The organism is Streptococcus sp. Marseille-Q7087 (assembly GCF_965111935.1).
Genome location: NZ_CBCOPJ010000001.1, coordinates 169,221 through 195,000 on the forward strand (window position 1 = coordinate 169,221; position 25,780 = coordinate 195,000).

Sequence of the window (25,780 nt, forward strand, 5' to 3'; positions counted from 1 at the left end):
AAAAGAGGGGATGCCCCTCTTTTTCCGGGTAAAAGCATTGCATAAAATTGCGTAAAAATACAAAAAAACAGCAATATTTTGACACTTCGAAGTATATATATTCTTTTTAAAAATATTAAGCACAATCCTTTGTATTTTAGGGAATTGAATGCTAAAATGTTAAATGGTTGTTTGTGTATTCATGAAAAAACAACGCATAAAATATAATAATATATACAATCCCGCAAGGGTATTGGAGGTAATATCGTGAAAAATGATTTGTTTAACGATCGTATCAGTCGATTTTCGATTCGTAAACTAAATGTTGGAGTATGCTCAGTCCTACTCGGAACATTAGTTATGCTCGGAACAGCTGCAAACGTTAGTGCGGATGAAGTTACTGAGGATAAAAAAGTTGAGGGAGTTGTTGCGACTACGGAGGTAGAAAGTCCAGCTAATCTTCCAACTGTTGAAACAGAAAAGACACCTGAAACTACTTATCAAGCAGATGCAGCTCCTGTAGTTCCTGCAGAAAAAACAGCTCCAGAAATAACTGATAAAGCTGAAGCTCCTGTGACTCCTACAAAAACTGCTCCAACTACAACAGCTCCTGTTGAAGAAAAAGCACCAGTTGTGGCACCTGCTGCCTCAGCTCAAGCAGATAAGAAAGAAGAAGTTACTGCTGCTGGCGTAGAAGCACCAGCAAAAAAAGAAACAGCTGCAACAGCCGCAGCAGAAAACACTGGGAAACGTCGTAGCCGTCGTGCTCTTGGTGATGCCAATGATCCTAACTTGATTGGGGATGACGTTGAAGACGCAACTTCAACTCCTAAGGTTGAGAAGCCAGGCTATTCAACCTTGAATGCTAAAGAATTCACGAAACAGATTAACTGGCTCGATTTTGGAGATACTGCAAATTGGACCAACACAACTACAGGAGACAATGGTCAAACAGCTCTCCAAGTTGGTTCAACCTATACAAAAGAAATTATGCCTGGATATGTAGTTACTGTAAAAGTGAAGTCTTTGAAACCCTTCCAAGCAACTGAAATTTATAAGAAGCGTATGGAGGAGCGAGGCGCAACTGCTGAAGAAAAAGCTACCTATGATCCAAATGCAAAAAATGGTGTTGTAAGTGGAGTTATGACACCAGCTACTAAAGAAGCGTTTAAAAATGGTGAAGAAGCAAAAATTATCGCCGATCCTCAGAATCGTTGGACAGAGATTCGACAGGAAGGTATTAATACTGGTACAAAGCAAACCACAATTGGTTCTGAACTCAATGGTTCCAATATCGGTGTACAATTTGAAATTTCTGCTACATTTAGAGGCAAATCTGTTAAGCCAGCAGTAGTTATGGCAGATGGAGAATCAGCCAATCCTGGTGAATTGGTTCTATTCACGACAAATGGTACGGGTTGGCAACATGTCGGAGAATGGAAAAAAGGTCCAAACGGTCAACCTTATGTAGTTCAAGACACAAATTACCTTTTTGATCCTGCGAATGGATTCATTAATAACAAACCGGTTAAAGTTAATGGAGCTAAGCTTAATGGACTAAATTTGCAACTTCTGATTAAATCGGATCAAGTTGGTCCAGATAAGAAACCAGTCGCATGGAAGTACTTTGGTAGTGCTGATTTGACAACAGGTGGTCTTGGAACTGGCGTGTTTGGACCAAATTATTCATCCGGGAACGTTTCAGTACCTTTGGTTATGACGCGCGGGGCATCTGAGATTGGCTTGTATATTGCTTCATCTGGTAAACAAGCAGCTATGCTTGGTTTCTTCCCGCTTGATGAGGGAGATGCACCGGAAAGTTATGGCAAAGCTTCTCATGCGATTGGAACAGTAGACGGAGTTACTGGTGGGAAGGTAAGTCAACCATACTTGGGAGATGTTAGCCCAGATATGGATGAAAACAACAAGGGCGATTGGGAAGGTGACGACAAATCGGTTACTGCTGACGAAGGAATCGACCAACTCTTACCAGATGACTTGAAGGGCGCGACTAATGAGATGATCAAGCTAGATCGTACTCGTCCAGGAAACTATACTTTGAAGGTTGAAGCCCATACAGATGGAGCAGATAAAGCTTATCTATATGGTTGGATTGATTTTAACCAAAATGGGAAGTTCGATGATAACGAACGCTCTGATCTTGCTACAATCACAAAAGATGGCACTGTTGAGTTGAAGTTCAACAATGGTAAAGCGATTACTGATCCGACTGTTACAGAGCTTGGTGTCCGTGTCCGTATCGCAAAAGATGCAAAAGAGATTGAAAGTCCTACTGGCATGGCTCTATCTGGTGAGGTAGAAGACTTCAAGACTCAAGTAACCTTCCCGCCAAAAGGTGAACGCAAGGAAACAAGTGACGTCCAAGGAGCCAAACAAAGTTCAACTATCGCCTTTACTCCACAAGGATTAGCTAAATATAGCCGCACTCAAAAAGCAGTCATCGACGAAAAAGTTGCACCAGTCATGGTCGACAACAAGACAAAACAAGTCGTAACTCCAGGACCTGATGGCTATTACGCAGTAGCTGGTCAAGGTAAGTACAAGATTACTGCTAATGGTAAGGACGTCGATGTAGAGTTTATCCCAGAAGACAACTTTGTCGGAACTGCAGATGGTATCTCAATCCGTCGTACAGACAACAATGGAAACGACACTGATTGGAATTCTAAAGACGCTGCGGAACTTCCTTCAATCAACGAAGTCCTGGATAACATGGATGGTCTTTACATCCCTACTGTAACTCCTAAGAACCTTGAAGGTATTGATAAAGAAACAACAGATGTTCAAGGTGCTACTCAACTTGGAACACCAACTTTTGCAGTAGAAGGAACAAATAGCAAGGGTGAGAAAGTTACAGTATCGCCAAGTGGAGAATACCCTGCGAAATTCGTAGATCCAACGACTGGTCAAGTTACAGATAACACTGCTATTACAGTCCCAGGCGAAGGAGAGTATTCATTAAACCGTGCAACTGGTGAGGTAACCTTCCGTCCAGAACCTGGATTTGTCGGAACTGCTAAGGGTGTAACCTTGTCTCTAACTGCTCCAGTTGGTCGCGATAAGAACGGGGATGCTCCAGCAGAAGCTATTAAGACTGCGACAGCTAAATACATTCCAACTGTAACACCTGTAACAATTACTCCTACTAACAAGGAGTCAGTGGACATTCAAAATGTTCCTCAAACTCAAACTCCTACATTTGAGTTGAGCAACGATAAGACTGCGAAAATCACAAGTAAGAAATTGGTAGACCCAGCAACTGGTCAACCTACTGATGAAACTACTGTGACTGTTCCAGGAGAAGGAACTTACACAATCGATCCTACTACAGGAGCAGTAACCTTCACCCCAGAATCAGACTTTGTCGGAAAAGCTAAAGGCGTTAAGGTTCAAGCAACTGCAACTATTACAAACGCTAAAGGTGAAACTTCAGCAATCACTGCTGAAGCAAGCTATACACCAACTGTACTTTCTGCCGCTCCAACAGCTCAACCTGCAACATCTAAAGATATTCAGGGAGCTGTACAAACAGGAACACCTACTTTTGCGGGTGCAACAGTTAATGTAAATGGTCAAGACAAACAAATTCCACTAAAAGAAAATAGCTATAAGCTTTTGGATAAAGATGGAAATGAAGTTCTTGGTACGACTCCTGCTTATGCAGAAGATGGTACAACACCAATTGGTACTTTCTCTATTGATTCAACTACAGGTAAGGTAACTTTCACACCAACTGATAAATCTTATACAGGTAAAGTTACCCCAGTTAAAGTTCAAGCTGAAAGTACAAATGGCCTTAAAGTAGATACTACTTACACTCCAGAGATTGTACCAGTAACACCAACAGCTACACCAGCTGAAACTACAAATGTTCAAGGTGCGACTCAAAAAGGTAAACCAGAATTTAAAGGTGGTACTGCTGATGTTGACGGTGTTGAAAAGGCTGTAGCCATTAACGAAGCTGTTCCTGCTAAATTTGATGATGGTACAACAAGTAAGAAGGTTGAAGGAGTAGGTACTTACACAGTAGCTCCAGACGGAACAGTTACATTTGTTCCAGAAAAATCATTTGTTGGTAAAGCACCAGCAGTAACAGTGGTTCGTGAAGACATGAACGGAACAAAAGCTTCTGCAACGTACACACCAACTGTGACTCCGGTAACACCAACAGCGACACCAGCTGAATCAGTAGCACCTCAAGGTGTGGTTCAAACTGGAACTGTAACCTTCACAGAGGGTGACCCAGTTGCACCAATCGACAAGGATACCATTACTCTTCTTGATGAAAATGGTCAACCAGCTGCATCAGTAGTTGCTAAATCACCAGAAGGTAAAGAAATCGGTACCTTCACAGTTGATAAGGCAACAGGTGTTGTAACCTTCACACCAACAGATAAGACATACTCAGGTGATGTGGTTGCCGTTAAGGTTCAAGCTAAGGATGCCAACGGTACGCCAGCTGAAACAACTTACACACCTAAGATTACTCCAGTTGTTCCAACAGCAGAGGATGTAACTTCAAAAGATAAACAAGGCCAAACTCAAACAGGTAAGCCTAAGTTTACAGAAGGCAATCCAAACATTCCAATGGATGATGATACGCCAGCTACATTTGAAGATGGTTCAACGACTAAGACAATTCCAGGCGAAGGAACCTACACAGTAGCCCCAGATGGAAGTGTAACCTTCGTCCCAGAGAAATCATTCATCGGAACAGGAACCGGCGTAACAGTTAAGCGTGTAGATAAGAATGGTACACCAGTAACAGGTAAGTACACACCAACAGTAACCCCTGTAACACCTACAGCGACACCAGCAGAATCAGTAGCACCTCAAGGTGTGGTTCAAACTGGAACTGTAACCTTCACAGAGGGTGACCCAGTTGCACCAATCGACAAGGATACCATTACTCTTCTTGATGAAAATGGTCAACCAGCTGCATCAGTAGTTGCTAAATCACCAGAAGGTAAAGAAATCGGTACCTTCACAGTTGATAAGGCAACAGGTGTTGTAACCTTCACACCAACAGATAAGACATACTCAGGTGATGTGGTTGCCGTTAAGGTTCAAGCTAAGGATGCCAACGGTACGCCAGCTGAAACAACTTACACACCTAAGATTACTCCAGTTGTTCCAACAGCAGAGGATGTAACTTCAAAAGATAAACAAGGCCAAACTCAAACAGGTAAGCCTAAGTTTACAGAAGGAAATCCAAACATTCCAATGGATGATGATACGCCAGCTACATTTGAAGATGGTTCAACGACTAAGACAATTCCAGGCGAAGGAACCTACACAGTAGCCCCAGATGGAAGTGTAACCTTCGTCCCAGAGAAATCATTCATCGGAACAGGAACCGGCGTAACAGTTAAGCGTGTAGATAAGAATGGTACACCAGTAACAGGTAAGTACACACCAACAGTAACCCCTGTAACACCTACAGCGACACCAGCAGAATCAGTAGCACCTCAAGGTGTGGTTCAAACTGGAACTGTAACCTTCACAGAGGGTGACCCAGTTGCACCAATCGACAAGGATACCATTACTCTTCTTGATGAAAATGGTCAACCAGCTGCATCAGTAGTTGCTAAATCACCAGAAGGTAAAGAAATCGGTACCTTCACAGTTGATAAGGCAACAGGTGTTGTAACCTTCACACCAACAGATAAGACATACTCAGGTGATGTGGTTGCCGTTAAGGTTCAAGCTAAGGATGCCAACGGTACGCCAGCTGAAACAACTTACACACCTAAGATTACTCCAGTTGTTCCAACAGCAGAGGATGTAACTTCAAAAGATAAACAAGGCCAAACTCAAACAGGTAAGCCTAAGTTTACAGAAGGAAATCCAAACATTCCAATGGATGATGATACGCCAGCTACATTTGAAGATGGTTCAACGACTAAGACAATTCCAGGCGAAGGAACCTACACAGTAGCCCCAGATGGAAGTGTAACCTTCGTCCCAGAGAAATCATTCATCGGAACAGGAACCGGCGTAACAGTTAAGCGTGTAGATAAGAATGGTACACCAGTAACAGGTAAGTACACACCAACAGTAACCCCTGTAACACCTACAGCGACACCAGCAGAATCAGTAGCACCTCAAGGTGTGGTTCAAACTGGAACTGTAACCTTCACAGAGGGTGACCCAGTTGCACCAATCGACAAGGATACCATTACTCTTCTTGATGAAAATGGTCAACCAGCTGCATCAGTAGTTGCTAAATCACCAGAAGGTAAAGAAATCGGTACCTTCACAGTTGATAAGGCAACAGGTGTTGTAACCTTCACACCAACAGATAAGACATACTCAGGTGATGTGGTTGCCGTTAAGGTTCAAGCTAAGGATGCCAACGGTACGCCAGCTGAAACAACTTACACACCTAAGATTACTCCAGTTGTTCCAACAGCAGAGGATGTAACTTCAAAAGATAAACAAGGCCAAACTCAAACAGGTAAGCCTAAGTTTACAGAAGGAAATCCAAATATTCCAATGGATGATGATACCCCAGCTACATTTGAAGATGGATCAACAACGAAGACAATTCCAGGTGAAGGAACCTACACAGTAGCTCCAGATGGAAGTGTAACCTTCGTCCCAGAGAAATCATTCATCGGAACAGGAACAGGCGTAACAGTTAAGCGTGTAGATAAGAATGGTACACCAGTAACAGGTAAGTACACACCAACAGTAACTCCGGTAACTCCTACAGCTGAAGAAGTGACTTCAATTGATAAACAAGGCCAAACCCAAACAGGTAAACCTAAGTTTACAGAAGGTGATCCAGTAGTTCCAATGGATGATGATACCCCAGCTACATTTGAAGATGGATCAACAACGAAGACAATTCCAGGTGAAGGAACCTACACAGTAGCTCCAGATGGAAGTGTAACCTTCGTCCCAGAGAAATCATTCATCGGAACAGGAACAGGCGTAACAGTTAAGCGTGTAGATAAGAATGGTACACCAGTAACAGGTAAGTACACACCAACAGTAACTCCGGTAACTCCTACAGCTGAAGAAGTGACTTCAATTGATAAACAAGGCCAAACCCAAACAGGTAAACCTAAGTTTACAGAAGGTGATCCAGTAGTTCCAATGGATGATGATACGCCAGCTACATTCGAAGATGGTTCAACAACGAAAACAATTCCAGGCGAAGGTACTTATACAGTAGCCCCAGATGGAAGTGTAACCTTCGTCCCAGAGAAATCTTTCATCGGAACAGGAACAGGCGTAACAGTTAAGCGTGTAGATAAGAATGGTACACCAGTAACAGGTAAGTACACACCAACAGTAACACCAGTAACTCCTACAGCTGAAGAAGTGACTTCAATTGATAAACAAGGTCAAACTCAAACAGGTAAGTCTAAGTTTACAGAAGGTGATCCAGTAGTTCCAATGGATGATGATACGCCAGCTACATTCGAAGATGGTTCAACAACGAAAACAATTCCAGGCGAAGGTACTTATACAGTAGCCCCAGATGGAAGTGTAACCTTCGTCCCAGAGAAATCATTCATCGGAACAGGAACAGGCGTAACAGTTAAGCGTGTAGATAAGAATGGTACACCAGTAACAGGTAAGTACACACCAACAGTAACACCAGTAACTCCTACAGGTGAACCGGCAACAACAATTGGTCCAAAAGGTCAAGAGCAATCTGGTAAACCAACATTCAAGGAAGGCGATAGCCGTGTTCCTATGAATGATGATGTTCCAGCTACATTTGACGATGGTTCAACAACTAAGACTATTCCAGGTGTAGGTACGTATACAGTAGCTCCTGACGGAACTGTAACCTTCAAACCAGAACCAGAATTTACTGGACCTGCTCCATCAGTGACAGTTGTTCGTGAAGATATGAATGGTACTAAAGCTTCTGCAACGTACACACCAACTGTAATTCCTGTTACTACATTCGTAGATAAAGAAGGAAAAGCAATCCCAGGATATCCAACAGAGGATGGTGAACAACCTAAAGCTGAGATCCCAGGTTACCGTTTCGTTGAAACTAAGAAATTGCCTAATGGTGACACTGAACATGTCTATGAAAAAGTGAAGACAAGTCATAAGGATAAGGAAGGTAACGAGATTCCAGGTTATCCAATCGAAGACGGTGAAAATCCTAATAGAGATATTCCAGGTTACCGCTTCGTAGAGACTAAGAAACTTCCAAACGGTGATACAGAGCACGTTTATGAGAAAGTACCAACGCCAGATCCAGTGCCAACACCAGATCCAGTGCCAACGCCAGATCCAGTGCCAACACCAGATCCAGTGCCAACGCCAGATCCAGTGCCAACGCCAGATCCAGTGCCAACACCAGATCCAGTGCCAACGCCAGATCCAGTGCCAACGCCAGATCCAGTGCCAGCACCAGTTCAAGAAAAATCAGCACCAGTAGCTGAAGAGGTAGTTTGGACAACTAACCAGTTGCCAAATACTGGTACTGAAGACCACGCTAGCCTTGCTGCCCTTGGTTTAGTAGGTGTCTTGAGTGGATTTGGACTTATCGCTCGTAAAAAGAAAGAAGACTAATCTGATTTTTACAGAAAAGAAATAGTCAACTTTCTAATTAAAAACTAGTACATCCAAAGATGTACTAGTTTTTTTAATCTCTTTGCTACTTGTCTTAAGAATAGAACTATGCTACAATCGTGTAAAATAAACAAGGATATCAAGATATGAAAAGTGAATACCAAAAAATGATTGCGGGAGAACCTTATCACCCGTTCGATCCAGAACTTCGTGCTCTAGCACAAACAGCACGACAAAAGCAAGCCTCATTTAATGAAGAAGTCGATCCAGTAAAAGGTATGGAAATCATCAAAGGATGGTTTGGCTCAACTGGTGAAAATCTCTATGTCAATACTCGTTTGGTGGTGGATTACGGGGTCAATATTCATTTGGGAGAAAATTTTTATTCCAATTGGAATCTGACCATGTTGGATGTTTGTCCTATTACCATTGGCGACAATGCAATGATTGGTCCTAACTGCCAATTTTTGACACCTCTTCATCCTCTAGATCCAGAAGAACGAAATTCAGGTTTAGAATTTGGGAAACCCATTACGATTGGTAAAAACTTCTGGGCAGGTGGTGGGGTTATTGTCCTTCCAGGTGTTACACTAGGTGATAACGTTGTTGCAGGAGCAGGAGCTGTCATTACTAAATCTTTTGGCGATAATGTAGTTCTGGTAGGCAACCCAGCACGAGTTATCAAAGAAATTCCAGTCAAAAAAAACTAAAAGAACAGCATCTTGCTGTTCTTTTAATTATTAGAGATTTTTTCTCTTCTTAGCTTTTTTAGTTAAAGCTACATCGCATTGTTCGATATTTTGTGTGAGATAACTAGTTACTTGGAAGTCGTCATCATCAGATTTAAGTTCAATTTCATAGACAATGCTTAGAATTTCACCAGCATTTTTACTATTAATGGTAATCATATCAATTTCAGAACAAAATTGGTCAAGAGAAGTTTGAACAGCATTCTGAACTTTCTCTTGATTGGCTACTGTGATTGTCAAAAGTCTACGACGTTGATTGTCGGTTTTTATTTGTTGATGTTCCAAAAGGAACCAAACACCTAAGATAAAGAGTGTGAAGATAATGGCCAAGAAAAGGTATTCTGTCCCACAGGTAAGGCCTATAATCATGGCTAGAAAAATAGCTATCAGTTCTCGGGAACCACTCGTTGCTGAACGGAAACGAATTAAACTAAAAGTTCCAGCTACAGCAATCGAAGTACCCAAGCTCCCATTGACCAGAAAAATAACCAAGGTCATAAGGCAGGGAAGTAGAGACAAGCTGATGGCAAATTCTCTGGTATAGAGGGTCCGATATTTGTAGGTCCAAGTAAGTGCCAAACCGAGGACTAGACTGACTAGAAGTGCCAGCAGTAGTTGGAAGGGGTCTGCACTTGCAGTGGCGTTGTTGAAAATGGAATTAAATAGATTAAGCATAAGCGGTACCTGCGCTTTCTATACTAGGACGTGGTGCATAAGGAAGCCCTTGAGATTTGTGGTAAGCACAACTGTATTTTGAAAATTTGTGCTCCATCAAACCATACTTGTCTAGAATGTCTTGTAACCACTGGGGTTTGTTTCCAGGAGCATTAATCTCCATAATTACAGTATCGTCATCTAGTAAAGCATCTCCATGGTTTCCAGCGAAAAGACTGACATTTTCATCTCTATAGACTAGATTTTGGTCAATTGTGATACGAATTTTGTTATAGTCGTAGCCCTCGATGTATTTCTTTTCCTTCAATGAATAACGATCGTAGTAGATGTACATACGAGGCTGGATAGCCTGCTTGTAATCCTGGTGAAGCTTTTTCACTTTTTCAATGACGACTGTATCAGTAATGCTAGCATCCAAGTGCCCTTTGGTCATAAAATTAATGATAGAAGTAGGAGTTGAGAGTAGTCTAAACTTGCGACCAACTCCTTCTTGATCCTTGGTTTTGATTTCTAAAAATACTTGACTATCTGCTTTAGGTTGACTGAGATAGGTCCGCATCCGAACCTTTTCTTTTCGCTTATTTCCAAAATCATCATCTTGGAGCACATCAAAGTCTTCCGTATCAAAGTAGATATTTGAAATAGTTGAAATTGGATAGTCGTCTTCTACTAGATATTCCTTTAAATCTTGAATCAGTTTGTCTATTTTATCTTTGGAGACAATATATTTGGTTTCAATCCGCTTAAAAGTTGTTTCTAATGGTTTCATAAGTCTTTCTCCTCTTGCTTTCAGTTATACTATTTTTAAACAAGGTGAACTTGCTTGTCTACAATTCTAGAGGGGATTTCTAAAACTTTTGTTAAATTTAACTTAATTGAAACTAAACTTAAGAAAACTTTCAGAAAAAATTTAGGCTTCTTTTAGGAAAGACCCGTAGACTAAGAGCATGTAAAATGAAAGACGAGGAAACGAGCATGAAAGCAAAAAAATGGACATTCCTATTAACAAGTATAACAACTCTAGCACTGGTAACAGCATGTGCCCAGTCAACCTCAAATACAACAGCTAGCAATAGTACTGCAACGACAACAGTAACTACCAATAAGAAAACATCTAGTTACTTTACAGATAAGGATTATGATACTTCTTATGATGAAAAAACAGCAGCAACTGTAACCCTGTCAGGATCAACGTCGACGGTATCAGGTGACGGAGTAGCCGTATCAGGTTCTACCGTTACAATCTCTAAGTCAGGAACCTATGTAATTTCTGGTCAATCCGACGGAGTTCAAATCAAGATCGAAGCTGGAAGTTCAGATGATGTACACATCGTACTAAACGGTGTCACCATGACTAATACCAATGCAGCTATTTCTGCAACATCAGCTGGCCATGTTTACCTCACTCTAGCAGATGGTACCACAAATAGCCTGTCAGATTCAGCTTCAAACAGTGATGACAAGGCAGATGCGGCCCTCTTCTCTAAAGTGGACTTGACCATCAACGGTAAAGGGACTCTCAATGTAGATGGCAAGAAAAATAATGCTATCAAGGCTAACGACACGCTTCACATCACAGGTGGAACCTATAACATCACAGCAGTTGGAGATGCCTTTAATGTCAATGATGAACTCAACATCACTGGAACAACTATGACTATCGATGCCAAGGAAGATGGTGTCAAAGTAGACAATGATGAGGACACATCTGTAGGAACCATGTATCTCTCTGACAATACCATCACTGTTACTGCTGGTGATGATGGTATCCACGCTTCAGGTGATTTGGTCATCGATAGTGGTACCTATACTGTTAAGAATTCTACCGAAGGGCTTGAAGGAAAATCAATCACTATCAACGGTGGAGACATTACTATTTACGCAACAGACGATGGTGTCAATGCAGCCAACAAAAATGCCCAACAAAGTGAAATCTTCTTCACCATGAATGGTGGGAACTTGACCGTTGAAGTTGGCCAAGGAGACACTGATCCGATTGACTCAAATGGGAATATCACGGTCACGGGTGGAACTATTAAGATGACTGGTCAAACAGGATTTGACTTTGATGGAACAGCGACCTACACAGGTGGAGATATCTACCTCAACGGTGAAAAACAAACGGAAATCGTCAATTCTATGCCTGGAGGCGGAGGAGCACCCGGTGGTGGCCCTCAAGGGAATGGTGGTCCTGGTGGTGGTGCACCTGGCGGACACCCATAAAATAAAATCTCCTTTCTCGAAAGAGAAGGGAGATTTTTTTATGTTGTTAGAACGAAAGAGAATTATTCTCCGTCTTTTTTAAAGATGTTTTTAACACCAGATACTGCGCCTTCGATAGCTTCTTTAGCATCTTCAGCAACTTCTTTAGCTTTTGAAGCTACTTTTTCTGCAGCTCCTTCAGCTTGAGTTTTTGTATCGCCAGTAAGTTTACCAAAACCTTCTTTAACCGAACCTTTAGCTTGGTTGAATTTTTCTTCGATTGACATGGGGGTTACCTCCGTTAATTTATTCTATCATCTAAAATCCATCAGATAATAACTTAAGTATATACCTATTATTGTCAAAAAGCAAAAAACTGATACGAAAAGCATCAGTTTATTTTTTTAATAGGTTACAATGTTTAATTGTCCTTTATCGTATTCAGCGATAAAGATATTAGAAACGTCTTCGAAACCTTCCTCTTTTAATTTTTCTGTTAGCCATTCCTCAGTTTTGCCAATGGTTTCTAGGATTTCAACTTGGACAACACCGTCTGTAATGACTGGGTACTTAGGATTTTCATCGCCCATTCTTACGACAATCAATTGCCCGTTTTGTTCAATCACAGCTCGCTTGACGTCTTTTAGTTGGAATATTCCTTGAGAGCGTAATTTAAGAGCTACGTCTGCAGCTGCAAGACCTTTTGAACGACAAGATTCGGGATCTAATTTACCATTTTTAATGATAATAGTCGGTTTTCCGTCAATTAAGTGTTTGAAAAAGGAAATATTGGTATTCAACCATTTAAGGAGCAGGATGAGAATAGTCCAGATGATAAGGATAACAATGTATTGGATGATGGTGATAGAACTATTGTAGATAACCCCACCGATAATACCCCCGAGAACAAAGTTCTGGATTTGATCTACTGCAGAACTTGGTGCTAAATTTCCTTTACCTGTTACGTTAATAACAAAAACAAGAGAAAGTAGCCCCAAGGCTAATTTAATTGCAATCGTAGCAAAAAAGATTATCATTTTTCAACCTCCACGAGTTCAACATCTGATTTATAGAGTTCCATTTTTTCTAATAAATAGCTATCTTGGTCAGTCCCGCTAATGGCACGATAAAAATTGTTGCCAACCTTAATAATCGCCCCATCAGTCACTGCTGATGTGTTGACATAAACATTTTTCTTATCAACACCTAACTCTTTTGATACAATTTCGATGAAGTGCAAGGAACTACGAAATTGATTATCATTGGATTGGTTGTTTTGAAGATTCGTAATGCTAATCAATACAAAAGCAATTAACGTCAAAATAGAAATGAGCGATAATTCACGGAACTTACTCCCTCTTTTATCTTTGAAAGCCTTAAATGCAAAGAATCCAGTCACAATCACTAAGAGCGTCGACACAATAATCATGACCCAATCCTGTTGACTGATTTGGCTTAGAACATAGTCGTATGAATAGAATTTCATAAGATTTCTCCTTTTTTAAATTCAATCTATTATAAACTAATTCCTAAGTTTTAGCAATTTTGTTAGTAGAGGAAAAAGCATTTAATGGTTGTTTACTACTTAAGGTAGGTTTTTCTGATTTGACTTAGCCTCCCGTCTTGACTTTCGTTTGGCTTTTGTTATAATAGTAAAAATTTAGAGGAGGTATTCTATGATTCAAAAACATGCTATTCCTATTTTAGAGTTTGACGATAATCCTCAGGCAGTCATCATGCCCAATCACGAAGGATTAGATTTACAATTGCCAAAGAAGTGCATCTATGCATTTTTGGAGGAGGAGATTGACCACTATGCTCAGGAAGTAGGGGCGGACTGTGTTGGTGAGTTCGTTTCTGCCACCAAGACTTATCCAGTCTATGTCATGGACTACAAAGGCGAAAAAGTTTGTCTAGCCCAAGCTCCTGTCGGTTCTGCTCCAGCGGCCCAGTTTATGGATTGGTTGATTGGCTACGGTGTGGAGAAAATCATCTCTACTGGTACTTGTGGAGTCCTAGCCGATATTGAGGAAAATGCCTTTCTCGTCCCTGTTCGCGCTCTGCGAGATGAGGGTGCCAGCTACCACTATGCAGTGCCTTCTCGTTATATGGAGATGCAGACTGAGGCTATCTCTGCCATTGAGCAAGTCTTGGAACAAAGAGGCATTCCTTACGAGGAGGTTATGACCTGGTCGACAGACGGTTTTTACCGAGAAACAGCTGAAAAAGTTGCCTATCGTAAGGAAGAAGGCTGTGCAGTTGTGGAGATGGAGTGTGCAGCTCTTGCGGCAGTAGCCCAACTACGTGGGGTTGTCTGGGGGGAATTGCTCTTTACCGCAGATTCCTTAGCGGATATGGACAACTACGATAGTCGTGACTGGGGCTCTGAAGCTTTTGATAAGGCCTTAGAACTCTGTCTTGAAATTGTTAGTCATATGTGACCGCTTTAACTGTTTTATGGTACAATGTAGCTATGTTATTCAAATCATTTTCGGAAAAAATAAATACGACCTTGGGGCGTTTGTCACCTGCTCGTCGAATTTTTTTAAGTTTTGCTTTGGTTATTTTCGTAGGCTCTCTTCTTTTGAGTCTTCCATTTGTGCAAGCAACTAGCTCCCAAGCGACCTATTTCGACCATCTCTTTACAGCAGTATCCATGGTCTGCGTGACAGGGCTCTTTACTCAACCAGTAGCTTCAACCTACAATGTCTGGGGCCAGTTAATCTGTATGTTTTTGATCCAGATTGGTGGTTTGGGTCTCATGACCTTTATAGGGGTCTTTTATATTCAAAGTAAGCAAAAGCTAAGTCTTCGTAGCCGTGAAACAATTCTGGAGAGCTTTAGTTATAGAGAAACTCAGTCTTTAAAGGTTTTCATGCGTTCGATTTTCTTGACGACTTTTCTCGTTGAAGGCCTAGGAGCCTTCCTGTTAAGTTTTCGTTTTGTTCCTGAATTTGGATGGGGCCGAGGGATTTTTACCTCTATCTTCGTAGCTATTTCAGCTTTCTGTAATGCTGGATTTGATAATTTTGGAAGTACAAGTTTGGTAGCTTTTCAGACCGACCCTTTGATTAATCTAGTAATTGCTGCTTTGATCATCACAGGTGGTCTAGGATTTATGGTCTGGTTTGATCTAGCAACCCAGTTAGGAAAGAAGAAAAAACGCCGTCTTCGTTTTCATACCAAGTTGGTTCTCTTTTTAACAGCAGGAATTTTACTCTTTGGAACCGTATCGACTTTGTTAATCGAGTGGAACAATCCAGGGACCATTGGCAATCTTAGCGTGCCTGATAAATTGCTGGTTAGCTTTTTCCAGACTGTCAGCATGAGGACAGCAGGTTTTGCTTCGATTGATTACACCCAGGCCCGACCTGTTACGTTGCTGATTTATATCTTACAAATGTTTCTCGGTGGGGCGCCTGGTGGAACAGCCGGAGGGCTTAAAATCACAACCTTCTTTGTATTGTTAGTATTTGCGCGCAGTGAACTTTTAGGATTGCCCCATGCTAATGTGGCTCGGAGAACGATTGAACCTCGGACAGTCCAAAAATCTTTCAGTGTCTTCATCATCTTCTTGATAACTTTTTTATCGGGTTTAATCCTACTAGGAATAACAGCAGAAGGGAATCCGAAATTCATCTACCTGATGTTTGAAACTATTTCTGCGCTTGCTACCGTTGGAGTAACTGCTAATCTGACACCAGAGTTAGGTAAATTAGCTCTTAGCGTCGTCATGCTACTGATGTTTATTGGCCGGATCGGGCCACTCACACTGTTAGTCAGTTTGGCTGAGTATCAACCAGATAAGAAAGATACAATCCACTATATGAAAGCGGACATTACTATAGGATAAGAAAGGATAAACTATGGCGGATCGGACAATTGGAATTTTAGGTTTGGGTATTTTTGGAAGTAGTGTTCTTACAACTCTCGCTCAGCATGATATAAATATTATCGCCATTGATGACCATGAGGAGCGAATCAATCAGTTCGAACCAGTCTTGGTACGTGGAGTTGTTGGAGATATAACAGATGAAGAGCTCTTGCTCTCAGCAGGAATTGATACCTGCGATACAGTTGTGGTGGCAACTGGGGAAAATTTAGAATCTAGTGTGCTTGCAGTTATGCATTGCAAGAGCCTTGGAGTGCCGACTGTTATTGCTAAGGTTAAAAGTCATACAGCAAAAAAAGTCCTTGAAAAAATTGGCGCGGATTCAGTCATTTCCCCAGAGTATGAGATGGGTCGCTCGTTAGCGCAGACGATTCTGTTTAATAATAGCGTAGATGTCTTTCAGTTGGACAAAAATGTCTCTATTGTTGAGATGAAAATTCCGCAATCATGGTCAGGCAAGAGCCTAAGTCAACTAGACCTTCGAGGACGATACAATCTCAATATCCTTGGTTTTCGTGACTACGAAAATGCTCCCTTAGATGTTAAATTTGGACCAGATGATCTTTTGAAAGCTGATGGCTATATGATGGCAGTAATCAATAACCAATATTTGGATAATCTAGCACGCCTCAATGATTAAAAGAGAAATAACTATTCTTTTTTCTAGTGACTATTGAGTCAATATAAGTATTTTATAAGAAGGATTTAAGAAAAATTTTAACTTTTTCTTAATCCTTTTTAATTTTAGGAGATTATACTAGAGCTATCAAAAAAAGAAAACTCTAAGGAGAATCCTATGAAATTCAATCCAAATCAGAGATATACTCGTTGGTCTATTCGCCGTCTCAGTGTCGGTGTTGCTTCAGTTGTTGTAGCTAGTGGCTTCTTTGTCCTAGTCGGTCAACCAGGTTCTGTACGTGCAGATGTCGTCAATCCGACACCGGCCCAAGTCATGCCAAACGACACTTCGGTGAGTGAAAAGAGCGACTTACCAGCAGAGCTACTCAAAGAAGCAGTGGATACTACTCTTCCTTTAGAACAGGCAGACTCAACATCTAAAGCAAGCTTGGATACTATAAGCTCACCAGAAAAAGCGGATGTAGCCACTAAAGACCAAGTAGTAGCACCAAAAGAAGAAGTGCAATCCCAAGCTGACTCTAAGAAACAAACAGAAGATGCGGTTAAACCTGCGGAAGGTCCTGCGTCTACAGTTTCTGGAAAAGACCGTGAAGCAAGTGAAGCTCAACCAGCAACCACTCCATCTGAAGTTCAAAAAGGCGTGGTTGATAATACCAAAGACACAGTAGATGTTCCAGCTACATACTTGGACAAAGCCAACTTCCCAGGTCCGTTCACAGCTGGTGTCAACCAAGTCATTCCATATGAATTCTTCGCTGGTGACGGCATGTTGACTCGCCTTATCTTGAAATCCTCTGATAAGGCTCCATGGTCAGACAATGGAACGGCTAAAAATCCCGCCCTTCCACCAGTAGAGAAATTGGGCAAAGGTCTCTACTTCTATGAAGTGGATTTGGCAGGTACCCAAGGCAAATCTGACAAAGAGCTTCTAGACCTCTTGAAACAAAACGGCACTCAAAGCTATAAAGCTACTATTAAAGTGTATGGTGCGAAAGATGGCAAGGCCGATTTAAGCAACCTAGTAGTGACTAAGGATTTGGATGTCAATTTGAATGGCTTAACCACTCCAGCTGAAGTTCAAAACGGTGTGGCTGACAATACTAAAGACACAGTAGATGTTCCAGCTTCTTACTTGGACAAGGCCAATTACCCAGGTCCATTCACCGCCGGTGTCAACCAAGTCATTCCATATGAATTCTTTGCTGGTGACGGTATGTTGACTCGCCTTATCTTGAAAGCTTCTGACAAGGCTCCGTGGTCAGACAATGGCTCGGCTAAAAATCCTGCTCTCCCACCAGTAGAGAAATTGGGCAAAGGCCTTTACTTCTATGAAGTGGACTTGGCAGGTACTCAAGGCAAATCTGACAAAGAGCTGCTTGACTTGTTAAAACAAAACGGCACTCAAAGCTATAAAGCTACTATTAAAGTGTATGGTGCGAAAGATGGTAAGGTCGATTTAAGCAACCTCGTAGCGACTAAAAATTTGGATGTCAACTTGAACGGCTTGACCACTCCAGTTGAAGTACAAAAAGGTGTAGCCGACAACACTAAAGACACGGTAGACGTCCCAGCTACATACTTGGATAAAGCCAACTTCCCAGGTCCATTCACAGCCGGTGTCAACCGAGTCATTCCATACGAATTCTTCGCCGGTGACGGTATGTTGACTCGTTTGATTCTGAAGGCATCAGACAAGGCTCCATGGTCAGATAATGGCTCAGCCAAAAATCCCGCCCTTCCACCAGTAGAAAAATTAGGCAAAGGCCTTTACTTCTATGAAGTGGACTTGGCAGGTACTCAAGGCAAATCTGACAAAGAGCTGCTTGACTTGTTAAAACAAAACGGCACTCAAAGCTATAAAGCTACTATTAAAGTGTACGGTGCAAAAGATGGCAAGGCCGATTTGACAAATCTGGTAGCGACTAAGGATTTGACAGTGAACTTGAATGGACATCAGTCTCTTATTCCGATGCAGTCAGATTCCGTTCCATCTTCTAATGGTTCAGCTATGCTGACTCCAATGATGAATAGTCATCAAGGTGCTTCTAATATGAAAGCTCAAATGCCAGCTTCTAGCCAGGATAAGATGATGCCTAACAAAGAGCGAGACAAAACCATGAATGTTAGACAGCTAATGGCAACTCCAAGTATGAAGCAAGACCAAGCTCCAGCAGCCTCAAGCAAGATGTCTGATGAAGGCAAGATGGCATCTAATAATAAGGTATCAAGTCCAATGATGGCTGATCAAATGAAAGAACCAAAAGGCATGCTTCCATATACCGGTGAAGCCCAAACCTCAATGACTACTCTTGGATTCTTTGGACTCGCCTTGGCCGGACTGTTAGGTGGCCTCGGTTTAAAAGCTAAAAGAGAGGAAAATGACTAGTCTGGCTACAGACTTTCTATCTAGGATTTGAAAAATCCAGATAGCGATTAGAATGTTCGTAAAGCGATTAAAATAGTGTTATACTATTGTGGTATAGCACTGTTTTTTCAAAGGAGAGACAGATGGGAAAGACCATTTTACTCGTTGACGACGAGGTAGAAATCACAGATATTCATCAACGCTATCTGGTTCAGGCAGGATATCAGGTTTTGGTGGCCCATGATGGAGTAGAGGCTTTAGAAATCTTCAAGCGAAAACCGATTGATTTGATTATTACAGATATCATGATGCCTCGGATGGATGGCTATGATTTGATTAGTGAGGTTCAGTATCATTCTCCAGATCAGCCTTTTCTCTTTATCACGGCTAAGACCAGTGAGCAAGACAAGATTTATGGACTAAGCTTGGGGGCAGACGACTTTATTGCCAAGCCATTTAGCCCTCGTGAGTTGGTTTTACGTGTCCACAATATCTTGCGTCGCCTTCATCGTGGAGGTGAGACAGAAGTCGTCAGTCTCGGGGATTTACGGATGAATCACGGTAGTCATGAGGTTTCTATCGGAGGTGTATCGCTTGATCTAACAGTCAAATCCTTCGAGCTTTTATGGCTTTTAGCCAGCAATCCAAAGCGGGTTTTCTCTAAGACAGATCTCTATGAAAAGGTTTGGCAAGAAGACTATGTGGATGATACCAATACCTTGAATGTTCATATTCATGCATTGAGGCAGGAGTTGGCTAAATATGCCAGTGCAGAAACGCCCACCATCAAAACCGTTTGGGGCTTGGGCTATAAAATTGAGAAAGCACGAGGTAGTCAATGAAATTAAAAAGTTATATTCTAGTGGGTTATATCATTTCAACACTCTTAACGATTATCGTAGTTTTTTGGGCGGTCCAGCGAATGTTAATTGACGAAAGAGAGATTTATTTCCTAGTGGGAATGACTCTCATGGCAAGTTTTGTTGGTGCTGGGATTAGTCTCTATCTCCTATCACCGGTCTTTACTTCATTGGGTAAACTGAAGGAACATGCCAAGCGAGTAGCGGACAAGGATTTTCCTTCAAATCTTGAGGTTAAAGGGCCTGTGGAATTTCAGCAGTTAGGACAAGCTTTCAATGAAATGTCACATGATTTACAGGCGACCTTTGATTCCTTGGAAGAAAGCGAACGAGAAAAGGGCTTGATGATTGCCCAGTTGTCGCATGATATCAAGACCCCCATCACTTCGATCCAAGCGACGGTAGAAGGGATTTTGGACGGGGTTATCAAGGAAGGAGAACAAGCCCATTATCTAGCAACCATTGGACGCCAGACAGAACGGCTTAATAAACTGGTTGAAGAGTTGAATTTTTTGAGCCTAAATACAGCTAGAAATCAGGAGAAGACGACTGGAAAAGACAGCATTTTTCTGGATCAGCTTTTGATTGAGTGCATGAGTGAATTTCAATTTTTGATTGAGCAGGAGGAGAGAGATGTCCACTTGCAAGTGATTCCAGAGTCTGCCCGGTTTGAAGGAGATTATGCCAAGCTTTCTCGTATCTTGGTTAATCTGGTTAATAACGCTTTTAAATACTCTGCTCCAGGAACCAAGCTGGAAGTGGTAGCTAAACTGGAGAAGCATCAGCTTTCAATCAGTGTGACCGATGAGGGACAGGGCATTGCCACAGAGGATTTAGAGAATATTTTCAAACGCCTTTATCGTGTTGAAACTTCGCGTAATATGAAAACAGGTGGTCATGGATTAGGTCTTGCGATTGCGCGTGAATTAGCCCATCAATTAGGTGGAGAAATCACAGTTACCAGCCAGTACGGCCTAGGAAGCACCTTTACCCTCCTTCTCAACCTTTCTGGTAGTGAAAATAAAGCTTAACTCCCCTTTACAAATTCAATAATTCATGATATAATAGTCTTTGTGTGAAATAGCAGCAGGAAAGCATGAAGCTCGTCAACAGGTGTCTTATGATAAGTAACCTTGGCTGTTTAGGCGAAGGGCATCTGCACGAATCAGGGCTTTCTAAGTGACTATTTCCACCGAAATATTATTTATATCAGGAGGACATTCACATGTCACGTTATACAGGACCATCTTGGAAACAAGCTCGTCGCCTTGGCCTTTCACTTACAGGTACAGGTAAAGAATTGGCACGTCGTAACTACGTACCAGGACAACACGGACCAAACAACCGTTCTAAATTGTCAGAATACGGTTTGCAATTGGCTGAAAAACAAAAACTTCGTTTCACTTACGGTGTTGGTGAAAAACAATTCCGTAACTTGTTCGTAGAAGCTACAAAAATCAAAGGCGGAATCCTTGGTTTCAACTTCATGCTTCTTTTGGAACGTCGTTTGGATAACGTTGTTTACCGTCTTGGTCTTGCGACTACTCGTCGTCAAGCTCGTCAATTCGTAAACCACGGTCACATCCTTGTTGACGGAAAACGCGTTGATATCCCATCATACCGTGTAACTCCAGGTCAAGTGATCTCAGTTCGCGAAAAATCATTGAAAGTTCCAGCAATCCTTGAAGCTGTTGAAGCAACTCTTGGACGTCCAGCATTCGTATCATTCGACGCTGATAAATTGGAAGGTTCATTGACTCGTTTGCCAGAACGCGATGAAATCAACCCAGAAATCAACGAAGCACTTATCGTTGAATTCTACAACAAAATGCTTTAATTTTAAGATTTGTTTTACAAAAAGCCTACAACAGTGGGCTTTTTTCTTTATCTTAAAATGTTGGCCTCTGGGTTTGTTCCCCTTTTTACTCCCCTTATAGTGCTTTTCGGTCTAGGAAGACTACTATTTAAAATTAAAGATTAAGATTTAATAAAAAAATATCAGAAAAAAATAATCTCAAGTTCTTGACAAGCGCTAAAAAGTAGGTATAATAGAAAGAGTTGAAAAACTCAAGGTCCGTTGGTCAAGGGGTTAAGACACCGCCTTTTCACGGCGGTAACACGGGTTCGAATCCCGTACGGACTATGGGTGTATCGCGGTTAAGGTTGATAGGATTTAAAAAAAGTTAAAAAACCTGTTGACAGAGAAAACTGACTGTGATATACTAATATAGTTGTCGCAAGCGCGACAAAGACCTTTGAAAACTGAACAAGACGAACCAATGTGCAGGGCACTATAACTGAAGGTTATAGTACTGAACAATGAAAAAACAATAAATCTGTCAGTGACAGAAATGAGTGAGAACTCAAACTTTTAATGAGAGTTTGATCCTGGCTCAGGATGAACGCTGGCGGCGTGCCTAATACATGCAAGTAGAACGCTGAAGCTTGGTGCTTGCACCGAGCGGATGAGTTGCGAACGGGTGAGTAACGCGTAGGTAACCTGCCTGGTAGCGGGGGATAACTATTGGAAACGATAGCTAATACCGCATGACAACAGTTATTGCATGATAGCTGTTTAAAAGGGGCAATTGCTCCACTACCAGATGGACCTGCGTTGTATTAGCTAGTTGGTGGGGTAACGGCTCACCAAGGCGACGATACATAGCCGACCTGAGAGGGTGATCGGCCACACTGGGACTGAGACACGGCCCAGACTCCTACGGGAGGCAGCAGTAGGGAATCTTCGGCAATGGACGGAAGTCTGACCGAGCAACGCCGCGTGAGTGAAGAAGGTTTTCGGATCGTAAAGCTCTGTTGTAAGAGAAGAACGAGTGTGAGAGTGGAAAGTTCACACTGTGACGGTATCTTACCAGAAAGGGACGGCTAACTACGTGCCAGCAGCCGCGGTAATACGTAGGTCCCGAGCGTTATCCGGATTTATTGGGCGTAAAGCGAGCGCAGGCGGTTAGATAAGTCTGAAGTTAAAGGCTGTGGCTTAACCATAGTACGCTTTGGAAACTGTTTAACTTGAGTGCAAGAGGGGAGAGTGGAATTCCATGTGTAGCGGTGAAATGCGTAGATATATGGAGGAACACCGGTGGCGAAAGCGGCTCTCTGGCTTGTAACTGACGCTGAGGCTCGAAAGCGTGGGGAGCAAACAGGATTAGATACCCTGGTAGTCCACGCCGTAAACGATGAGTGCTAGGTGTTAGACCCTTTCCGGGGTTTAGTGCCGTAGCTAACGCATTAAGCACTCCGCCTGGGGAGTACGACCGCAAGGTTGAAACTCAAAGGAATTGACGGGGGCCCGCACAAGCGGTGGAGCATGTGGTTTAATTCGAAGCAACGCGAAGAACCTTACCAGGTCTTGACATCCCTCTGACCGCTCTAGAGATAGAGTTTTCCTTCGGGACAGAGGTGACAGGTGGTGCATGGTTGTCGTCAGCTCGTGTCGTGAGATGTTGGGTTAAGTCCCGCAACGAGCGCAACCCCTATTGTTAGTTGCCATCATTCAGTTGGGCACTCTAGCGAGACTGCCGGTAATAAACCGGAGGAAGGTGGGGATGACGTCAAATCATCATGCCCCTTATGACCTGGGCTACACACGTGCTACAATGGCTGGTACAACGAGTCGCAAGTCGGTGACGGCAAGCTAATCTCTTAAAGCCAGTCTCAGTTCGGATTGTAGGCTGCAACTCGCCTACATGAAGTCGGAATCGCTAGTAATCGCGGATCAGCACGCCGCGGTGAATACGTTCCCGGGCCTTGTACACACCGCCCGTCACACCACGAGAGTTTGTAACACCCGAAGTCGGTGAGGTAACCATTTGGAGCCAGCCGCCTAAGGTGGGATAGATGATTGGGGTGAAGTCGTAACAAGGTAGCCGTATCGGAAGGTGCGGCTGGATCACCTCCTTTCTAAGGATAAGGAATGCACATTGGTCTTGTTTAGTCTTGAGAGGTCTTGTGGGGCCTTAGCTCAGCTGGGAGAGCGCCTGCTTTGCACGCAGGAGGTCAGCGGTTCGATCCCGCTAGGCTCCATTGGTGAGAGATCACCAAGTAATGCACATTGAAAATTGAATATCTATATCAAATAGTAACAAGAAAATAAACCGAAAACGCTGTAGTATTAATAAGAGTTTATGACTGAAAGGTCAAAAAAATAAGGTTAAGTTAATAAGGGCGCACGGTGGATGCCTTGGCACTAGGAGCCGAAGAAGGACGTGACAAACGACGATATGCCTTGGGTAGCTGTAAGTAAGCGATGATCCAGGGATTTCCGAATGGGGGAACCCAACAGGTACTACCTGTTACCCATATCTGTTAAGGATATGAGGAGGAAGACGCAGTGAACTGAAACATCTAAGTAGCTGCAGGAAGAGAAAGCAAAAGCGATTGCCTTAGTAGCGGCGAGCGAAACGGCAGGAGGGCAAACCGAAGAGTTTACTCTTCGGGGTTGTAGGACTGCAATGTGGACTCAAAGATTATAGAAGAATGATATGGGAAGATCAGCCAAAGAGAGTGAGAGCCTCGTATTCAAAATAGTCTTTGTACCTAGCAGTATCCTGAGTACGGCGGGACACGTGAAATCCCGTCGGAATCTGGGAGGACCATCTCCCAACCCTAAATACTCCCTAGTGACCGATAGTGAACCAGTACCGTGAGGGAAAGGTGAAAAGCACCCCGGGAGGGGAGTGAAATAGAACCTGAAACCGTGTGCCTACAACAAGTTCGAGCCCGTTAATGGGTGAGAGCGTGCCTTTTGTAGAATGAACCGGCGAGTTACGATATGATGCGAGGTTAAGTTGAAGAGACGGAGCCGTAGGGAAACCGAGTCTGAATAGGGCGCTTTAGTATCATGTCGTAGACCCGAAACCATGTGACCTACCCATGAGCAGGTTGAAGGTGCGGTAAGACGCACTGGAGGACCGAACCAGGGCACGTTGAAAAGTGCTTGGATGACTTGTGGGTAGCGGAGAAATTCCAAACGAACTTGGAGATAGCTGGTTCTCTCCGAAATAGCTTTAGGGCTAGCGTCGACATAAAGATTCTTGGAGGTAGAGCACTGTTTGGGTGAGGGGTCCATCCCGGATTACCAATCTCAGATAAACTCCGAATGCCAATGAATTATGGTCGGCAGTCAGACTGCGAGTGCTAAGATCCGTAGTCGAAAGGGAAACAGCCCAGACCACCAGCTAAGGTCCCAAAATAATTGTTAAGTGGAAAAGGATGTGGGGTTGCACAGACAACTAGGATGTTAGCTTAGAAGCAGCTATTCATTCAAAGAGTGCGTAATAGCTCACTAGTCGAGTGACCCTGCGCCGAAAATGTACCGGGGCTAAAACAATTTACCGAAGCTGTGGATACCTTTATAGGTATGGTAGGAGAGCGTTCTATGTGTGGCGAAGGTGTACCGTGAGGAGCGCTGGAACGCATAGAAGTGAGAATGCCGGTATGAGTAGCGAAAGACAGGTGAGAATCCTGTCCACCGTAAGACTAAGGTTTCCAGGGGAAGGCTCGTCCGCCCTGGGTTAGTCGGGACCTAAGGAGAGACCGAAAGGTGTATCCGATGGACAACAGGTTGATATTCCTGTACTAGAGTATGTAGTGATGGAGGGACGCAGTAGGCTAACTAAAGCAGACGATTGGAAGTGTCTGTCTAAGCAGTGAGGTGTGAACTGAGTCAAATGCTTAGTTCTATAACATTGAGCTGTGATGGGGAGCGAAGTTTAGTAGCGAAGTTAGTGACGTCACACTGCCAAGAAAAGCTTCTAGCGTTAAACATACTCTACCCGTACCGCAAACCGACACAGGTAGTCGAGGCGAGTAGCCTCAGGTGAGCGAGAGAACTCTC

Annotated in this window: 15 protein-coding genes, 2 tRNA genes and 2 rRNA genes (1 of these 19 running past the window's edge); 14 read left to right on the forward strand and 5 right to left on the reverse strand. The window is 42.7% G+C overall.

Translation table 11 applies throughout. From position 1 onward, the window contains the following. Positions 1-246 precede the first annotated feature (246 nt). Positions 247-8,544: a CshA/CshB family fibrillar adhesin-related protein gene (locus ACWPVF_RS00920; RefSeq protein ID WP_454384152.1), complete on the forward strand. Its 8,298-nt coding sequence runs from the start codon at positions 247-249 to the stop codon at positions 8,542-8,544. Positions 8,545-8,690: 146 nt separating this feature from the next. Continuing rightward, positions 8,691-9,254 carry a sugar O-acetyltransferase gene (locus ACWPVF_RS00925; RefSeq protein ID WP_454384154.1) on the forward strand — a complete coding sequence of 188 codons (564 nt, stop codon included), beginning with the start codon at positions 8,691-8,693 and terminating at the stop codon, positions 9,252-9,254. A gap of 30 nt (positions 9,255-9,284) precedes the next feature. Here ACWPVF_RS00925 and ACWPVF_RS00930 read toward each other — a convergent pair whose 3' ends face one another. Further along, complete coding sequence (locus ACWPVF_RS00930; protein ID WP_454384156.1) at positions 9,285-9,968, reverse strand: DUF4956 domain-containing protein; 684 nt, start codon at positions 9,966-9,968, stop codon at positions 9,285-9,287. Then, the gene (locus ACWPVF_RS00935) at positions 9,961-10,737 is read right to left on the reverse strand and encodes a polyphosphate polymerase domain-containing protein (protein ID WP_454384158.1); all 777 of its coding nucleotides are present in this window, start codon (positions 10,735-10,737) and stop codon (positions 9,961-9,963) included. The genes ACWPVF_RS00930 and ACWPVF_RS00935 overlap by 8 nt, the downstream gene beginning before the upstream one ends. A gap of 206 nt (positions 10,738-10,943) precedes the next feature. On the opposite strand from ACWPVF_RS00935, the gene ACWPVF_RS00940 reads away from it, so the two are divergent. Then, on the forward strand, positions 10,944-12,191 hold the full coding sequence (locus tag ACWPVF_RS00940) for a carbohydrate-binding domain-containing protein (protein WP_454384160.1): 1,248 nt from the start codon (positions 10,944-10,946) through the stop codon (positions 12,189-12,191). A gap of 62 nt (positions 12,192-12,253) precedes the next feature. On the opposite strand, the gene ACWPVF_RS00945 is transcribed toward ACWPVF_RS00940, so the two are convergent. The 3 genes from ACWPVF_RS00945 to ACWPVF_RS00955 form a co-directional block, all read right to left on the reverse strand. Then, positions 12,254-12,457 carry a CsbD family protein gene (locus tag ACWPVF_RS00945; protein ID WP_371560816.1) on the reverse strand — a complete coding sequence of 68 codons (204 nt, stop codon included), beginning with the start codon at positions 12,455-12,457 and terminating at the stop codon, positions 12,254-12,256. A 117-nt stretch (positions 12,458-12,574) separates the two neighbouring features. Beyond that, a complete protein-coding gene (locus ACWPVF_RS00950) occupies positions 12,575-13,207 on the reverse strand; it encodes a DUF421 domain-containing protein (RefSeq protein WP_454384162.1) in 633 nt (210 codons plus the stop codon). Next, a complete protein-coding gene (locus tag ACWPVF_RS00955) occupies positions 13,204-13,656 on the reverse strand; it encodes a DUF3290 family protein (protein ID WP_006154032.1) in 453 nt (150 codons plus the stop codon). The genes ACWPVF_RS00950 and ACWPVF_RS00955 overlap by 4 nt, the downstream gene beginning before the upstream one ends. Positions 13,657-13,846: 190 nt before the next feature. On the opposite strand from ACWPVF_RS00955, the gene ACWPVF_RS00960 reads away from it, so the two are divergent. From ACWPVF_RS00960 to ACWPVF_RS01010, 11 genes are all read left to right on the forward strand, one after another. After that, positions 13,847-14,611 carry a nucleoside phosphorylase gene (locus ACWPVF_RS00960; protein ID WP_454384164.1) on the forward strand — a complete coding sequence of 255 codons (765 nt, stop codon included), beginning with the start codon at positions 13,847-13,849 and terminating at the stop codon, positions 14,609-14,611. Positions 14,612-14,643: 32 nt separating this feature from the next. After that, positions 14,644-16,023, forward strand: a complete 1,380-nt coding sequence (locus ACWPVF_RS00965) for a TrkH family potassium uptake protein (RefSeq protein ID WP_414308222.1) — start codon at positions 14,644-14,646, stop codon at positions 16,021-16,023. Between the two features lie 13 nt (positions 16,024-16,036). Beyond that, positions 16,037-16,702 carry a potassium channel family protein gene (locus tag ACWPVF_RS00970; protein WP_414308223.1) on the forward strand — a complete coding sequence of 222 codons (666 nt, stop codon included), beginning with the start codon at positions 16,037-16,039 and terminating at the stop codon, positions 16,700-16,702. Positions 16,703-16,858: 156 nt separating this feature from the next. Then, positions 16,859-19,087 carry an SSURE domain-containing protein gene (locus ACWPVF_RS00975; protein WP_454384167.1) on the forward strand — a complete coding sequence of 743 codons (2,229 nt, stop codon included), beginning with the start codon at positions 16,859-16,861 and terminating at the stop codon, positions 19,085-19,087. Between the two features lie 122 nt (positions 19,088-19,209). Then, complete coding sequence (locus ACWPVF_RS00980) at positions 19,210-19,908, forward strand: response regulator transcription factor (protein WP_045613077.1); 699 nt, start codon at positions 19,210-19,212, stop codon at positions 19,906-19,908. Then, on the forward strand, positions 19,905-20,957 hold the full coding sequence (locus ACWPVF_RS00985; RefSeq protein ID WP_414308226.1) for a sensor histidine kinase: 1,053 nt from the start codon (positions 19,905-19,907) through the stop codon (positions 20,955-20,957). The genes ACWPVF_RS00980 and ACWPVF_RS00985 overlap by 4 nt, the downstream gene beginning before the upstream one ends. 194 nt (positions 20,958-21,151) lie before the next feature. Then, entirely contained in the window at positions 21,152-21,763 is a 612-nt protein-coding gene (gene rpsD / locus ACWPVF_RS00990; RefSeq protein WP_006144803.1) for a 30S ribosomal protein S4, read from the forward strand. A gap of 234 nt (positions 21,764-21,997) precedes the next feature. Next, positions 21,998-22,069: transfer RNA gene (locus ACWPVF_RS00995), tRNA-Glu, on the forward strand. 227 nt (positions 22,070-22,296) lie between these two features. After that, positions 22,297-23,844 (forward strand): 16S ribosomal RNA (locus ACWPVF_RS01000). A gap of 50 nt (positions 23,845-23,894) precedes the next feature. Next, positions 23,895-23,967: transfer RNA gene (locus tag ACWPVF_RS01005), tRNA-Ala, on the forward strand. 125 nt (positions 23,968-24,092) lie between these two features. Next, positions 24,093-25,780 (forward strand): 23S ribosomal RNA (locus ACWPVF_RS01010) (it continues 1,214 nt past the right edge of the window). The 16S and 23S rRNA genes sit together here with 2 tRNA genes alongside, the layout of an rRNA operon.